Annotated in this window: 13 protein-coding genes; 5 read left to right on the forward strand and 8 right to left on the reverse strand. The window is 58.5% G+C overall.

All coding sequences use genetic code 11. The features are described from left to right. The first annotated feature begins 48 nt into the window (after positions 1 to 48). The 4 genes from AP059_RS21500 (at position 49) to AP059_RS21515 (ending at position 4,168) form a co-directional block, all read left to right on the forward strand. Complete coding sequence (locus AP059_RS21500) at positions 49 to 1,464, forward strand: acetyl-CoA carboxylase biotin carboxylase subunit (protein WP_019412168.1); 1,416 nt, start codon at positions 49 to 51, stop codon at positions 1,462 to 1,464. Positions 1,465 to 1,475: 11 nt separating this feature from the next. Beyond that, on the forward strand, positions 1,476 to 3,284 hold the full coding sequence (oadA, locus tag AP059_RS21505) for a sodium-extruding oxaloacetate decarboxylase subunit alpha (RefSeq protein ID WP_059766131.1): 1,809 nt from the start codon (positions 1,476 to 1,478) through the stop codon (positions 3,282 to 3,284). Between the two features lie 222 nt (positions 3,285 to 3,506). Beyond that, positions 3,507 to 3,896, forward strand: coding sequence for a hypothetical protein (locus tag AP059_RS21510; protein WP_059766133.1), 390 nt, complete (start codon positions 3,507 to 3,509; stop codon positions 3,894 to 3,896). Beyond that, positions 3,893 to 4,168 carry a helix-turn-helix domain-containing protein gene (locus AP059_RS21515; RefSeq protein WP_059766135.1) on the forward strand — a complete coding sequence of 92 codons (276 nt, stop codon included), beginning with the start codon at positions 3,893 to 3,895 and terminating at the stop codon, positions 4,166 to 4,168. Before AP059_RS21510 ends, AP059_RS21515 begins: the two co-directional genes overlap by 4 nt. A 56-nt stretch (positions 4,169 to 4,224) precedes the next feature. On the opposite strand, the gene AP059_RS21520 is transcribed toward AP059_RS21515, so the two are convergent. Beyond that, positions 4,225 to 4,905 carry a GNAT family N-acetyltransferase gene (locus AP059_RS21520; protein WP_059766137.1) on the reverse strand — a complete coding sequence of 227 codons (681 nt, stop codon included), beginning with the start codon at positions 4,903 to 4,905 and terminating at the stop codon, positions 4,225 to 4,227. Between the two features lie 14 nt (positions 4,906 to 4,919). Then, positions 4,920 to 5,372, reverse strand: coding sequence for a GNAT family N-acetyltransferase (locus AP059_RS21525; RefSeq protein WP_059766139.1), 453 nt, complete (start codon positions 5,370 to 5,372; stop codon positions 4,920 to 4,922). 134 nt (positions 5,373 to 5,506) lie between these two features. On the opposite strand from AP059_RS21525, the gene pdxR reads away from it, so the two are divergent. Continuing rightward, a complete protein-coding gene (pdxR, locus tag AP059_RS21530) occupies positions 5,507 to 7,054 on the forward strand; it encodes a MocR-like pyridoxine biosynthesis transcription factor PdxR (protein WP_059766141.1) in 1,548 nt (515 codons plus the stop codon). Positions 7,055 to 7,159: 105 nt separating this feature from the next. Here the strand turns inward: pdxR and AP059_RS21535 are convergent, their stop codons facing one another. The 6 genes from AP059_RS21535 to aspA form a co-directional block, all read right to left on the reverse strand. Next, entirely contained in the window at positions 7,160 to 8,260 is a 1,101-nt protein-coding gene (locus AP059_RS21535) for a polyamine ABC transporter substrate-binding protein (RefSeq protein ID WP_059766144.1), read from the reverse strand. 13 nt (positions 8,261 to 8,273) lie between these two features. After that, the gene (locus AP059_RS21540) at positions 8,274 to 9,305 is read right to left on the reverse strand and encodes a histone deacetylase family protein (protein ID WP_059766147.1); all 1,032 of its coding nucleotides are present in this window, start codon (positions 9,303 to 9,305) and stop codon (positions 8,274 to 8,276) included. A gap of 201 nt (positions 9,306 to 9,506) precedes the next feature. Further along, positions 9,507 to 10,499 carry an AraC family transcriptional regulator gene (locus AP059_RS21545; RefSeq protein ID WP_059766149.1) on the reverse strand — a complete coding sequence of 331 codons (993 nt, stop codon included), beginning with the start codon at positions 10,497 to 10,499 and terminating at the stop codon, positions 9,507 to 9,509. Positions 10,500 to 10,589: 90 nt separating this feature from the next. Then, positions 10,590 to 11,594: an asparaginase gene (locus tag AP059_RS21550; RefSeq protein ID WP_059766152.1), complete on the reverse strand. Its 1,005-nt coding sequence runs from the start codon at positions 11,592 to 11,594 to the stop codon at positions 10,590 to 10,592. A gap of 57 nt (positions 11,595 to 11,651) precedes the next feature. Next, entirely contained in the window at positions 11,652 to 13,073 is a 1,422-nt protein-coding gene (locus tag AP059_RS21555) for an alanine/glycine:cation symporter family protein (protein ID WP_048363731.1), read from the reverse strand. A gap of 450 nt (positions 13,074 to 13,523) precedes the next feature. Next, positions 13,524 to 14,948, reverse strand: a complete 1,425-nt coding sequence (aspA, locus tag AP059_RS21560) for an aspartate ammonia-lyase (protein WP_048363729.1) — start codon at positions 14,946 to 14,948, stop codon at positions 13,524 to 13,526. Positions 14,949 to 14,956: the final 8 nt, after the last annotated feature.

Genomic DNA, 14,956 nt, shown 5'->3' on the forward strand with positions numbered 1-14,956 from the left:
ACCTGGTCTAGCAGGTCGTTTGTTCCATGGGCTTTAGGGAAAATCCAAGTGATAAAAAAGATCCTGATCGCCAACCGCGGAGAAATTGCCGTCCGAATCGTGCGTGCCTGCGCCGAGATGGGCATTCGCTCTGTAGCGGTCTATTCCGATGCTGACCGGCATGCCTTGCACGTCAAGCGCGCCGACGAAGCACACAGCATTGGCGAAGACCCGCTCGCCGGTTATCTGAACCCACGCAAACTGGTCAACCTGGCGGTAGAAACCGGCTGCGATGCCTTGCACCCCGGTTACGGTTTCCTGTCAGAAAATGCCGAATTGGCTGACATCTGCGCCGAGCGCGGTATCAAATTCATCGGCCCGGCTGCCGAAGTCATTCGGCGCATGGGCGATAAAACTGAAGCCCGCCGCAGCATGATCAAAGCCGGTGTGCCGGTCACGCCGGGTACTGAGGGCAACGTGGCGGATATTCACGAGGCGTTGCTTGAAGGTGAGCGCATCGGCTACCCGGTCATGCTCAAAGCCACCTCGGGCGGCGGCGGCCGCGGGATTCGTCGCTGCAACAGCCGCGAAGAGCTGGAGCAAGCGTTTCCGCGGGTGATCTCCGAAGCCACCAAAGCCTTTGGCTCGGCTGAAGTGTTTCTCGAAAAATGCATCGTCAATCCCAAGCACATCGAGGCGCAAATTCTCGGTGACAGCTTTGGCAACGTCGTCCATCTGTTCGAGCGCGACTGCTCGATTCAGCGCCGCAACCAAAAGCTCATCGAAATTGCCCCCAGCCCTCAGTTGACCCCGGAGCAGCGCGCCTACATCGGCGACCTGTCCGTGCGCGCCGCCAAGGCCGTGGGCTACGAGAATGCGGGCACCGTGGAGTTTCTGCTCGCTGAAGGCGAGGTGTACTTCATGGAGATGAACACGCGGGTGCAGGTGGAGCACACCATCACCGAAGAAATCACCGGCATCGACATCGTTCGCGAGCAAATCCGTATCGCTTCCGGTTTACCGCTGTCGATCAAGCAAGAAGACATTCAGCACCGCGGCTTTGCCCTGCAATTTCGGATCAACGCCGAAGACCCGAAAAACAACTTTCTGCCCAGCTTCGGCAAGATCACCCGTTACTACGCCCCCGGCGGCCCCGGCGTGCGCACCGACACGGCGATCTACACCGGCTACACCATCCCGCCGTATTACGACTCCATGTGTCTGAAACTGGTGGTGTGGGCGCTGACGTGGGAAGAGGCGATGGACCGTGGTTTGCGCGCCCTCGACGACATGCGTCTGCAAGGGGTCAAAACCACCGCCGCCTACTACCAGGAAATTCTGCGTAACCCGGAATTTCGCAGTGGCCAGTTCAACACCAGCTTCGTAGAAAGCCATCCTGAACTGACCAACTACTCGATCAAGCGCAAACCCGAAGAGCTGGCACTGGCCATTGCTGCCGCCATCGCTGCCCACGCAGGCCTGTGAGGAAAAGAATAATGAGCAAAAAGATTTTTGTAACCGACACCATCCTGCGTGACGCCCACCAGTCGCTGCTGGCCACCCGCATGCGCACCGAAGACATGCTGCCCATCTGCGACAAGCTCGACAAAGTGGGCTATTGGTCGCTGGAAGTCTGGGGCGGCGCGACCTTTGACGCCTGCGTGCGCTTCCTTAAAGAAGATCCGTGGGAGCGCCTGCGTCAGTTGCGTGCGGCCTTGCCCACTACCCGCCTGCAAATGTTGTTGCGTGGCCAGAACCTGCTCGGCTACCGCCACTACAGCGACGACGTGGTCAAAGCCTTCGTCGCCAAGGCGGCGGTCAATGGCATCGACGTGTTCCGCATCTTCGACGCCATGAACGACGTGCGTAACCTGCGCGTCGCCATCGAGGCGGTCAAAGCGGCCGGCAAGCACGCTCAGGGCACCATCGCCTACACCACCAGCCCGGTGCACACCACCGAAGCGTTTGTGGCGCAGGCCAAACAAATGGAGGCGATGGGTTGCGACTCGGTGGCAATCAAAGACATGGCTGGCCTGCTGACCCCTTTCGCCACGGGCGATCTGGTCAAAGCGCTGAAGGCTGAAATCAGCCTGCCGATCTTTATCCACTCTCACGACACTGCTGGTCTGGCTGCCATGTGCCAGCTCAAAGCGATCGAAAACGGCGCAGACCACATCGACACCGCGATCTCCAGCTTTGCGTGGGGCACCAGCCACCCAGGCACCGAGTCGATGGTGGCCGCCCTTAAAGGCAGCGAGTACGACACCGGCCTCGACCTGGCACTGTTGCAGGAAATCGGTTTGTACTTTTACGCCGTGCGTAAGAAGTACCACCAGTTTGAAAGCGAATTCACCGCCGTCGACACTCGCGTGCAAGTTAACCAAGTACCGGGCGGCATGATTTCCAACCTGGCCAACCAGCTCAAAGAGCAGGGCGCGCTGAACCGCATGAGCGAAGTGCTGGCCGAAATCCCGCGTGTGCGCGAAGACCTCGGCTACCCGCCGCTGGTAACGCCGACCTCGCAAATCGTAGGCACTCAGGCGTTCTTCAACGTACTGGCGGGCGAGCGCTACAAAACCATCACCAACGAAGTGAAGCTCTATCTGCAAGGCGGCTACGGCAAGGCGCCGGGCGTGGTGAATGAAAAACTGCGTCGTCAGGCCATCGGCAACGAAGAACTGATCGACGTCCGTCCGGCTGACCTGCTCAAGCCCGAAATGGTCAAGCTGCGCGGTGAGATTGGTGCATTGGCCACGTCCGAAGAAGATGTGCTGACCTACGCCATGTTCCCGGACATCGGGCGTAAATTCCTTGAAGAGCGTGCTGCGGGCACGCTCTTGCCTGAAGTGCTGTTGCCGATCCCGGAAGCGGGCGGTGTCAGCAAGGCGGGCGGCGAGGGTGTACCGACTGAATTTGTAATTGACGTGCACGGCGAGAGCTACCGCGTAGACATCACTGGTGTAGGCGTTAAAGCTGAAGGCAAACGTCACTTCTACCTGTCAATCGACGGCATGCCCGAAGAAGTGGTGTTCGAGCCGCTCAATGAGTTTGTCGGTGGCGCTTCCAGCAAGCGCAAGCAAGCCAGCGAACCTGGTCACGTCAGCACCGCCATGCCGGGCAACATTGTCGACGTACTGGTGGCCGTGGGCGACACGGTCAAAGCCGGCCAATCGGTACTCATCACCGAAGCCATGAAAATGGAAACCGAAGTGCAGGCCGCGATTGCAGGCAAAGTGGTAACCATCCATGTGATCAAAGGCGATCGCGTCAACCCGGGCGAAATCCTGATCGAAATCGAAGCCTGATGCGCCGTTGATCCAAACGCTTTAAACCTCGGGGGAGCATGTGCTCCCCTTTTTTTTGCGTGCAATTTTCAATCTGCACGTTAATGCAGATATCACTCAAGGTAAGTTCTTTATTCTGTATTTAAATGCAGGTTGAGGCAGGATAAAGATCCGCAAGTGCACTATATTGCAGTCATTACAGGCTTTTTCGAGTTTTATGTGCATTAAATTGCAGGTGAGAAAATGTTTCAGCTGACCTTACAGCTCTACAGTGCTGGCCAATGGCAAGACGCGATGACCTTGGTTTTTCCTGAGCCGGAGAAAGAGCTCGATGGGCCGTGCCGTTTTGGTTACAAGCAGGATTATCTGCTGCAAAACCTGGAGTCCGTCGACAGCCCCTTCATAGCGTCAGTCAGTGCTCGTGTACCTCTGGGGTGGGATGCGCAGCACTTGAGAAAAGCGCCAGCTTTCTTGCATGACATTGCGCCAGCCGGGGCCGCAAAAAAAATCCTGATCAAGCAAATAGGGCGGGAAAAACCCGATGCGCTGGGGTTGCCGCGCGTGACGATGGACCACCCGCAAATTGCGCTCAAGCATCTTGATCATCATTTGCGCGAATGGGGTTTGAAATGACGATTTCGATTGATGCGCGAAGCCTGAGAATCGAGGCCATTGAGGCTGATTTGGCTCAGGGGAAAATTACCTTGGGCGCCGCCGTTAAGCGGCTGCGGGTAGAAGTCACACAATTGCAGCAAACCCAATTTGCCCGAATGTGCAAAATTTCGGTGCGCACATTGATTCAAATCGAACACGACGAAGGCAATCCCACGCTCAAGTCCCTGAATGCCGTGTTCAAACCCTTTGGTCTGCAAATGGGTGTGGTTCGGCTGTCTCGCAATTTCTAGCTGCGCCTAAGCTCCAAAAACGCCCAACAGTCCTTGCTGGGCGTACTGATCATTTTTTATACAGCAGATGCCCTGCATTCTTCCAGAGACTTGATTTGGCCGCTTTTTGGCTGGTTATCCAGTGCCAGCCATTTTTCGAAGCCTGCCGCAACAGGTGACCATTGCGTACTGATTATGCTGTACCACGTAGTATCCCTATTCTTGCCTTTTACCACCATATGCTGGCGAAATACGCCTTCGAATGTGTACCCCAATCGTACTGCTGTACGTTTGGAGCGGGCGTTGTCATTGTTGCACTTCCATTCCAGGCGACGATTGCCCAGTGCAAAGGCTTCTTTGGCTAGCAGGTAGACGGCTTCGGTGCTTTTGGGCGAGCGTTGCATCGGTGCACCAAATGCCACATGGCCAATTTCGATACGCCCGTGTTCCGGCACGATGCACATCAGGCTAAGCAGGCCCTGTGCCTGATCGTTGGCACTGTCGATTACGGCATAGAAATGCGGGTCGGCGCTGGCGGCATTTTTTTCAAGCCAGGCATCAAAGGCACTGCGTTCCGGGAAAGGGCCGTAAGGCAAGTAATCCCACAGCTTGGGATCGCTCTCGGGTCCCTGTAAGGCTAGCCATAAATCGTCGCCATGCCGGGCTGGATCGAGTTTTTCCAGACGTATATATAGCCCTTCAAGTGTTCGGTTATCCGGGATTGTGGCCGGTTGCCAGTGTTGTAGAGATTCGGACATGGCGTGCTCCTTATTTATGACAAGGCTTTACGAAATTGGATGAAGCCAGGGCGATCCGCAATACGTTCATACAACCGAATGGCCGTGGCATTGGTTTCTTGGGTCAACCAATGCACTTTGGCGCACTCCAGCGCGCGCGCCTGCGCATAGACGTGTTCGATCAATTGGCGACCGACCCCGGTGCCACGCAAGTGCGGGCTTACGTACAAGTCTTGCAGGTAGCACGAGTTGCCAATGCTCCAGTTAGAGCGATGAATAACGGTCTGCACCATGCCCACCGCTTCATCGTCTTGCCAGGCAAGGGCCAGATGAGTGGGTTCGGCCGGGTCCATGAAACGTTGCCAGGTGGATTGGCTGACGTCGGCGGGCAACTCGGTTTTGTAAAACGTAAGGTACGCCTGCCAGAGTGGCATCCACACATCGTGGTCGGCGTCAGTGGCGGGTTTGATCTGGATGTTGGCGGTCATGAAGCTATTCCTTAGCGATTCAAGAGGTCTGGACTTCGCACCTACAGAGAATGTTCTTGGCGAATGCCTGCATCCTAGGCAGGCTATTGGCTCGTTGTAAGAGCCATTAACGACCCATTTCGTAGGTCCAATGCATGCCTGATTCAGCCTTGCCTATCGCTTTCAACCCTGCGGGTATCGAGCTTGATCCTAAAAAAGGATTGAGCCGTCAGTTGTATCAGGCGTTACGCGAGCGGGTACTGGACGGTCGATTGAGTGGTGGCGCGCGTTTGCCGGCCAGCCGTGACTTAGCGGCAGCGCTGGGTATTTCGCGCAATAGCGTGGTGCGCGCCTACGATCAGCTGTACGCCGAAGGCTTTATAGAAGGCCGGATTGGAAATGGCACCTACGTCGTGCAATTACCCCAAAAAGCGCAGGCGCCAAAAAAGTTGTCCACCAACTTGTCCACAGGGTTTTCAACAGGGTTACCCACAGGTTTATCCACAAAATCGCCTTTTTTACCTGTAATTACGTCCAGTAAAGTTATCCACAGCACAGCGCTGCACAAGGTCTCAAGACACTCTCTGGACCTGCCTCCCAGCGGGCCGCCGCGCGCTTTTCGGGTGGGCATTCCGGCTTTTGATTTGTTCCCGTTTGAGGTCTGGAGCAAGCTGCAAGCCGCTTTTTGGCGTAAGCCGGATTTGCAGCAACTGTGTTACGGCGACCCGGCCGGGGATGAGCGTCTGCGCGGGCTCATTGCCGCGTATTTACGTACATCGCGGGGTTTATCCTGCTCTGCTGAACAAATTTTGATCACCTGCGGCGCGCAGCAAGGAATTAGCCTTTGTGCACAGTTGCTGGTGGAGCTGGGTGAGGGCGTGGCGGTGGAAAACCCCGGCTACCACGCGGCAGCCCAAGCGTTCGCAATTGCGGGTGCTCAAGTGCTGGGGGTGCCGGTCGATCAGGAAGGCATGAAGTGTGATGCTTTAGCAGGCCTGCCGACTTGCCGATTGGCCTACGTGACACCGTCCCATCAGTACCCGTCGGGGGTGACCATGAGCCTGGCGCGACGCCTTGAGTTGCTGGCGTGGGCTGAGCGCACGCAAGGCTGGATTGTCGAAGATGATTACGATGGCGAATACCGTTACAGCGGCGCGCCGTTGTCGCCATTGGCCGCGCTGGACCGTACCGGGCGCGTCATTTACGTCGGCACGTTTGGCAAGGTCGCCTTTCCGGCGTTACGCCTCGGTTATCTGGTATTACCCCACGCTCTGATTGAACCCTTCGCCCAGCGTCGCTCGCTGGACATGCGCCATTCGGAGGTCAGCACCCAGGCGGTCATGGCCGAGTTTATGGCCGCAGGGCATTTTCAGCGTCACATCCGGCGCATGCGGCGCGCCGCGTTGAGTCGGCGTAATACCTTGCTGGCGCATTGGCCAAAGGGAGTTGAGGGCGTAGGAGAATTACCGGACATCGTGGCAGGTTTGCACGTCACCGTGCCGGTCAGCAGCCTTGAGCGCGAGCATATATTGCTGACGCAGGCCCATCAGGCACAGGTAGAAATCAACGGTTTGAGCCGCTATTGGCTGCGCGACTCGGTCGAGCCTGTGGATAACCGTGCCGGTTTGGTGCTGGGGTTTGCGGGTGTGCCCGAGGCGGATATCCGCGCGGCGTTAGCGCGGTTGAGCAAGGTCTGGAGATGAGCAACGCGCAGTCGCATTCGCAGGCTGCGAAGGGTTGCTTAGCAACCCGTTTATCGAAAGTACCGCTGACCTTTTTCCGCCTGGGCCGTGACTACGGAGCAGGGATTACGTGCCCGATTTTATTTTGGTCCACGCCCGTGTGCGCGCTCGCTCGGCGTCACGCGGCAGCGGTGTGAGGGTGTAAAGCGTTTCCATCGCCGCTTCGGTGGGGTACAGGTTCGGGTTATTGCGAATGCTTGGGGCCACTCGCTCTGTGGCGTCTTTGTTGGGGTTGGGGTAGCCGACAAAGTCACTGATCGGCGCAATCACTTTGGGTTGCAGCAAGTAGTTGATGAAGGTGTAGGCGTCTTCGGTATTTTTCGCCCCTTTAGGGATCGCCAGCATGTCGAACCAGATCGGCGCGCCTTCTTTGGGTAAGCGCATGTCGACCGTCACACCATTTTTAGCCTCTTTGGCGCGGTTAGCCGCCTGCGAAAAACTGCCCGAATAACCGACGGCCACACAAATGTCGCCATTGGCGATGTCGGCCATGTATTTGGAGGAGTGGAAGTAGGTCACGTATGGGCGAATTTTCAGCAGCAGGGCTTCAGCCTTGGCGTAGTCCTTGGGGTTGTTGCTGTTGGGCGGTAGCCCCAAATGTTGCAGCGCCAGCGGCAATATTTCTGAGGGCGAGTCCAGCAACGCCACGCCGCATTGTTTGAGTTTGCTGATGTTCTCTTCTTTGAAAATCAGGTCCCAACTGTCGACGGGGGCGTTCTCGCCCAGCGCGGCCTTGACCTTGTCCGGGTTGAACCCGATCAGAATCGTGCCGTACATATACGGCACGGCGAATTGATTGCCGGGGTCGTTGGCTTCAATCAACTTCATCAGTTTGGGATCAAGGTGGTTCCAGTTCGGGAGTTTGCTGCGGTCCAGCGGCTGGAACACCCCCGCTTCGATCTGCTTGGCCAGAAACACATTGGACGGCACCACCACGTCATACCCCGAGTTTCCCGTGAGCAGCTTGGCTTCCAGCGCTTCGTTGGTGTCGAAAATGTCGTAGATGAGTTTGACCTGGGTGTCCTTTTTGAAATCCACCAGGGTTTGTGGGGTGATGTAGTCGAACCAGTTGTACACGCGCAAGGTGCGGTCTTCGGCGTGTACGGCGGTGCTGAGCAGCGCGGTGGCGCAGAGCACCGGGGTAAAGAAACGCGTCAGGGTATTCATTGTTGTTATGTCCTCATTGAGCGCTCAGGAAGCCTTCAAGCACGTTGACGGCGTTGACGCCGATCTCTTCTACCGCGTAACCGCCTTCCATCACAAACAGCGTCGGCTTGCCCAGGCGCGCAATGCGTTCGCCCATGCGCACGTAGTCCGGGCTGTCGAGTTTGAACTGGGAAATCGGGTCATTTTTAAAGGTGTCGACGCCCAGTGAAATCACCAGCACATCGGCGTTATACCGCTCTACCTCAAGGCATGCCTGCTCCAGTGCGGCGCTCCAGCGGTCCCAGGCGGAGCCTGCGGCCAGCGGGTAGTTGAAGTTGAAACCTTCTCCCGGCCCTTCACCGCGCTCGTCTTCGTAACCCAGAAAGAACGGAAACTCGGCCTCTGGGTGGCCATGAATTGAGGTGAACAACACATCGTTGCGCGCGTAGAAAATCGACTGCGTGCCATTACCGTGGTGGTAGTCCACGTCGAGAATGGCCACCGTGCGCCGGCCTTGATCGAGGAAGGCTTGAGCTGCGATGGCAGCATTGTTGAGGTAGCAATAACCGCCCATTAAATCGCTGGCAGCGTGATGGCCCGGTGGGCGACATAGGGCGAAAGCGCTGTGAGCGCCGCGCTGAATTTCTGCTTGTGCTGTCAGTGCTACTTGCGCCGCGCTGTAGGCCGCTTGCCATGTGCCCGCCGTAATCGGCGCGCCACCGTCAAAGCTGTAGTAACCCAACTGGCCGTGCAGGCTGGTCGGGATGATCGGACGTAAGGTGCGAGCGGGCCACGTGTAGGGCAACAGGTCGCCGTCGCGGCCATGTTCGGCCCAGCGCGCCCACGCCCCCTGGAAGAAATCCAGATACGCCGCCGTGTGAATGCGTTCGATGGGGTCGCGGCCAAAGTCGCGGGGGGCTTGTACCGGGCCCAGCTCACGGGTTTTAACCCGTTGCAGGATGTGGTCGGCGCGCGAGGGCATTTCGAAGCAGGGCATGAGTTGCCCGTCCATCAGCTCACAACGGCCGTGATGCAGGTGGTGATCGTCTGAATAGATCGTCAGCATTTTCTTATTCTCCGCAGGCGTAATCGGTGATCTACAGTCTTGCGGGGTCGCGGGGTTCAGAGAACGGCAGGAGCGGCCAAAAGGGGATTGATATGGCCAAAATGATTGACCGAAATTCGCCCCTGAGCGGATCAACGTGCTCCACGTCGCAGGGGTCGAAGGCGACGCTCGGCGGCGCAAACATCGTAAAAAGCAGGGTGTTCAAGCGCGGAACTGGCTCGGTGATACGCCGCTCCAGCGCACGAAGGCGTGGCGAAAGCTCGCGGTTTCGCTGAACCCCAGGGTGTCGGCAATCCGGTAAATCGGCCATTGGGTTTCATTGAGCAGCAACTTGGCGCGCTCAAAGCGCAGGTCGTCGAGCAGCATTTGATAGCTGCACCCCATGTCATGCAGGTGCCGGCGCAAGGTGCGGGGCGAGCAGTTCATTTGTTGCGCCAGGCCCTCAAGCCCCGGCGCGGCATGCAGCTGCGCTGCCAGCAGTTGGCGGATGCGGTCCAGCCAGGACTGGCGCCCCGTGAACTCAAGGTTTTGTTTGCGGCAGCGCTCCGCCATTGCCTGATGGGTCACGGCATCAGCCAGGGGCAGCGGCATATCAAGCCAATGCAGGGCAAAGCCGAAGGCGTTGTCGGGGGCTTGGAAGGCGTGCGGGCAATCGAAGTTGTCCGCGTAGCGGGCGTGATAGTCCGGCGCGGGGTGAGCAAAGCGTGCGCCTAAAAGAGGCAATGGGCGGCCGAGCAGGTCTTCGCAAATCACCTTGAGCGAGGCCAGGCACAACTCGGTGTTGAACACCGCCAGCTGCGGGTTTTCACGATAGCCCGCAGCGCAGAACCACACCGCGCCGTCTTCGAGACTCAGGCTCAGCTCAAAAAGTGTTCCCAGCAGCGCCGGGTAGCGTAAGGCCAGGCGCAAAGCGTCACCTAAGGTGGCACTGGTGAGCAGGGCGTAACCCAGCATGCCGTAGGACGAAACATGCATGCGCCGGCCCAGCTCCAGGCCGATTTCCCGGCGGATGGCCACGGCGTTGGCGCACACGCGCATTTCCTGATTGGTGGTGATGCGCGTGTCGGCACGGCTCAAGTCCGCGGCACGTATACCGCTGCCTGCCAGCAGCGCTTCGCTGGGCAGGCCTTCGGCCTTGAAGGTGCTGAGCACCAGCGACACCGCGTTCAGGGTGGTGAGATGGGAATGCAGCATGCTCGCTTCCAGCGTGAAGGTGCTGTAAGCGAGCAAGTTGTGTGCCGAGGTGGGGAAGGGTCGCTGCGACGGGAGAATGACGCAGGTCGGTTAAACCAACTCCCCACACACATCCAGCTCAACCAAACGGCGCACTTCGGCCAGTGGCAAATCGGCGCCCAGCAACGCGTGCAGCTTGCCGAACACCGCTTCGCGGGTCATGCCGCCCCCTGACAACACCCCCGCGTCACGCAAGCGACTGCCCGCTTCGTACACGTCCAGCTCCACGCCGCCTTCGTGGCATTGCGTAATGGCGACGATCACGATGCCGTTTTCCTGCGCCCGTTGCAGGCTGGCCAGGAATGCGGGGTCATCGCTGGGACCGGTGCCGCTGCCGAAACATTCCAGCACCAAGGCTTCGATGCCACTGTTGAGCAGCGCATCGAGCTGCGCTGCGCCGATGCCCGGCACCAGCGGCAGCACGCCCACGTTGGCAAGGTGCTTGGGCCGGTTGTAGAGCAGCTCGCTCGGCACGTAGTCGGCCGCTGTCCCACCGCCATTGCGCAGGAGTGACACAAACGGGTTGCGCCCGAAGCTGCGCACTTTGGCGCAACGGGTCGGTGCCATCAGCGTGCCGTGGAAGTACAACTGCACACCGTTGGGCTGACCTTGAGCAAGGGCTGTCAATGCGCCGCTGACGTTCTCCCAGGCATCGCTGTGCGGCACGCCCGCAGGCAACATGGAGCCGGTGAACAGTACAGGGGCTGGCAAGCCAATCAATTGAAAGCACATCGCCGCAGCGCTGTAGGCCAGTGTGTCAGTACCATGCAGGACCAATACCGAATCGCAGTCTTGCTGATCAATGGCTTCGATAATCGCCGCACTCAGGCGCAGCCAGTAGGCGGGCGTCATGTTGGCGCTGTCGATCAGCGGGCTCATTTCGCGAAAGCACCACTGCACCACGTTCAGGTCAGGTTGGCTGGCGAGGTACTCGCCCATGCGCGCTTCAAACCCCGAGGCGGGCGCAAGGCCATTGGCACTGGCTTGCATGCCGATAGTGCCGCCGGTGTAGAGCACCATGACCCGTTTGGCAGCGTTGGAGGTGGCAACAGTCATTGATAAGTCCCCATAAGCAAAAACGCGGCGGTTCTGTTCAGAACCGCCGCGTCAGTGTCAGCGTTTTGTGTCTTCGACCTTGGCGGCCGGTGTCGGCGGCCAGGCCTTCACGTCCAGATCCAGGTCCGAGAATTTACTGGAATCGAACACCGGTGTCTTGATCCCTGCACGACGTTGGTCGTCGTAGTCCTTGAGCACGCGCATGCAGATTTTGAACAGCATGGCCAAGGCAATCAGGTTCACGAACGCCAGCAGGGTCATGGTGATGTCGGCAAAAGCGAACACGGTTTGCAGGTTTTCAATCGAGCCCCACACGATCAGCACCAATACCAGCGCGCGATAACCGATGAGTGCTTTGCGGTTTTCACCGATCAAAAAGCGCAGGTTGTTTTCGCCCAGGTAGTAGTTGTAGAGCATCGAGGTGAACACGAATAACGCCAGCGCCACGCTGATGAACACGCGGCCCCACTCGCCCACCACGGCGGCCAGGGAGTTTTGGGTCAGGGCAATGCCGTCGCCTTCAAAGCCTGGAGTGTAAAAGCCGGACAGCAGAATCAGCAGCGCCGTACAGGTGCAGATGACGAAAGTGTCGAGGAACACGCTGAATGCCTGAACCACGCCCTGAGCAACCGGGTGTTCCACATCCGCCACGGCGGCCACGTTCGGGGCGCTGCCCAAACCGGCTTCGTTGGCGAACACGCCGCGTTTAACGCCCATCACGATTGCGCTGCCGATCAGGCCGCCAAACACCGGGTCCATGCCGAAGGCGCTTTTCACGATGTGGCCGAGCATGGCCGGGACTTGGTCAAATTGCAGCACGATCACGTACACCGTGACGGCGATGTAGGCCAGGGTTTTGACCGGCACCAACAAGTCGGCGACCGAGGCGATGCGTTTGATACCGCCGATAAACACCAGCCCCAACAGCACGGCAATGGCCACACCGGAGTAGTTCACGTCAAAACCGAAGGCGTCTTGCAGCGAGTGCGTCACCGCGTGGGCTTGCAGGCCCATGAAGGCGAAGCCAAAGGTGACCAGCAGCAACACGGCCATCAGCTTGCCCATCCAGGCTTTGCCCAGACCGTGCTTCATATAGAAGGAGGGGCCGCCACGCAGCTGGCCTTCGGCGTCGCGGCGCTTGTACAACTGGCCAAGGGTGCATTCGATGAGGCTGCTGGACATGCCGACCAGTGCGGTCACCCACATCCAGAACACGGCACCGGGGCCACCCAGGGTTACGGCAATGCCGACGCCGGCAATGTTGCCCGCACCCACACGGCCCGCCAGGCTGAGCATCAGGGCTTGAAAGGAGCTGAGTTGGCCAGCGCTGCTGCGCAGGCTGTCTTTGAACACCGCAAACATGTGCAGGAAGTAACGAAACTGAACGAAACGCGAGCGGATCGTGAAGTAGCCACCGAGCCCGACCATGAGCACGATTAGCACTTTCCCTGAGAGGAAGTCATTGATGACTTCAAGCATGGATTATTCCTCGCTGTTTTTATCTGATGGCAAAACGGCCAGATCGAAATATCGCGTTACACCCGTGTGTGCAGGGCATAAACGTAGGCGATCAAGGCGACCCTGGCCATGTTGCTGCTTGGTTTACGATGCTGTTTGCGCAGTGCCGCTGGCCGCTGTAGCGGGGCCGATGCATGGCAAGAGGGCGGGCACTATACCTAGGCGCAGTGGAAGCGTCTGCATAAGCCATTGATTTTTCATATACATGCCGTCTGAAAATTCACTTTTTAGGGCGCTGTCATTCCTGTACGCGCGCGTGATCGCGATGGATGCGCCGCGGACGCCGCCTTCGGCAACCGTTACGTAAGTAACGCCAAATCGCAGGCAAAAAAAAGGGCCCGCAGATACATCTGCAAGCCCTCAAAAGGTGAGAGGTGTCTAGTCCCTCGACCTGGTGAGCGTGTTACAGCATCAGGCCTTTAAAGGCACCAGACGCGGAGCAATCATGTTTTCCGGGCGCAGGATGTCGTCGAGCATGGCGTCGTCGAGCAAGCCTTCTTCGCGCACCAGTTCCAGCACGCCGCGGCCGCTTTCAAGGGCGATACGGGCGATGCGGGTGGCGTTTTCATAGCCGATGTACGGGTTCAGTGCCGTCACCAGACCAATCGAGTGTTCGACCAGCTCGCGGCAGCGCGCTTCGTTGGCGGTGATGCCGACGATGCAGTGTTCGCGCAGCATGTCCATTGCACGTTGCAGCAGGCGGATCGAGTCGAAGATCTTGAAGGCGATCAGCGGTTCCATCACGTTCAGTTGCAGTTGACCACCTTCGGCCGCAATGGTCAGTGCCAAGTCGTTACCGATGATCTGGAACGCCACCTGGTTAACGGCTTCCGGGATAACCGGGTTGACCTTGCCAGGCATGATCGAGCTGCCTGGCTGACGCGCTGGCAGGTTGATTTCGTTGATGCCGGTACGTGGGCCGCTGGACAGCAGGCGCAGGTCGTTACAAATCTTCGACAGTTTGACCGCAGTACGCTTGAGCATGCCGGAGAACAGTACGAAGGCACCCATGTCGGACGTGGCTTCGATCAAGTCGGCCGCAGGCACCAGCGGGTGACCGCTGATGGTCGCCAGGCGGTTGACGGCCAGCAGTTGATAGCGCGGGTCGGCGTTGATGCCGGTCCCAATCGCCGTGCCGCCCAGGTTCACTTCGGTCAGCAACTCTGGCGCCAGTGTTTTAAGGCGAGCCAGGTCTTCACCCAAGGTGGTGGCGAAGGCGCGGAACTCTTGACCCAAGGTCATCGGTACGGCGTCTTGCAATTGGGTGCGGCCCATCTTCAATACATGGTTGAACTCAACGCCCTTGGCAGCGAACGCCTGAATCAGGCTGTCGAGGCTGGCCAGCAGCGCGTCGTGACCCAGCAACAAGCCCAGGCGGATGGCCGTCGGGTAGGCGTCGTTGGTGGACTGCGCCATGTTGACGTCGTTGTTAGGGTGCAGGTACTGGTACTCGCCTTTCTGGTGGCCCATGGCCTCCAGTGCGATGTTGGCGATCACTTCGTTGGCATTCATGTTGGTTGAAGTGCCAGCGCCGCCCTGGATCATGTCCACCACGAACTCTTCGTGGAAATCGCCGCGCACCAAACGGGCACAGGCTTCGCTGATCGCCGCGTGCTTGGGTGCACTGAGGTGGCCCAGTTCGCGGTTAGCATCTGCCGCGGCTTGCTTGACCATGGCCAGGGCCACAACCAACTTTGGGTAATGCGAAATCGGAACGCCGGAGAGACGGAAGTTATTCACCGCTCGCAGGGTCTGGATGCCGTAATACGCTTGAGCGGGTACTTCGAGTACGCCAAGCAGGTCTTTTTCAGTGCGGAAAGATGCAGCGGAGGACATGATAGAAA

Source organism: Pseudomonas sp. TAA207, assembly GCF_001529285.1.
GTDB classification, from domain to species: Bacteria; Pseudomonadota; Gammaproteobacteria; order Pseudomonadales; family Pseudomonadaceae; genus Aquipseudomonas; species Aquipseudomonas weihenstephanensis.

What these genes read in the sequence shown, in the direction of transcription:
- AP059_RS21555 (WP_048363731.1), bottom strand. Translation starts at nt 13,073, where the DNA reads ATGCTTGAAGTCATCAATGACTTCCTCTCAGGGAAAGTGCTAATCGTG.
- pdxR (WP_059766141.1), top strand. Translation starts at nt 5,507, where the DNA reads ATGCCTGATTCAGCCTTGCCTATCGCTTTCAACCCTGCGGGTATCGAG.
- AP059_RS21540 (WP_059766147.1), bottom strand. Translation starts at nt 9,305, where the DNA reads ATGCTGACGATCTATTCAGACGATCACCACCTGCATCACGGCCGTTGT.
- AP059_RS21545 (WP_059766149.1), bottom strand. Translation starts at nt 10,499, where the DNA reads ATGCTGCATTCCCATCTCACCACCCTGAACGCGGTGTCGCTGGTGCTC.
- AP059_RS21550 (WP_059766152.1), bottom strand. Translation starts at nt 11,594, where the DNA reads ATGACTGTTGCCACCTCCAACGCTGCCAAACGGGTCATGGTGCTCTAC.
- AP059_RS21520 (WP_059766137.1), bottom strand. Translation starts at nt 4,905, where the DNA reads ATGTCCGAATCTCTACAACACTGGCAACCGGCCACAATCCCGGATAAC.
- AP059_RS21515 (WP_059766135.1), top strand. Translation starts at nt 3,893, where the DNA reads ATGACGATTTCGATTGATGCGCGAAGCCTGAGAATCGAGGCCATTGAG.
- AP059_RS21535 (WP_059766144.1), bottom strand. Translation starts at nt 8,260, where the DNA reads ATGAATACCCTGACGCGTTTCTTTACCCCGGTGCTCTGCGCCACCGCG.
- AP059_RS21510 (WP_059766133.1), top strand. Translation starts at nt 3,507, where the DNA reads ATGTTTCAGCTGACCTTACAGCTCTACAGTGCTGGCCAATGGCAAGAC.
- oadA (WP_059766131.1), top strand. Translation starts at nt 1,476, where the DNA reads ATGAGCAAAAAGATTTTTGTAACCGACACCATCCTGCGTGACGCCCAC.
- AP059_RS21525 (WP_059766139.1), bottom strand. Translation starts at nt 5,372, where the DNA reads ATGACCGCCAACATCCAGATCAAACCCGCCACTGACGCCGACCACGAT.
- aspA (WP_048363729.1), bottom strand. Translation starts at nt 14,948, where the DNA reads ATGTCCTCCGCTGCATCTTTCCGCACTGAAAAAGACCTGCTTGGCGTA.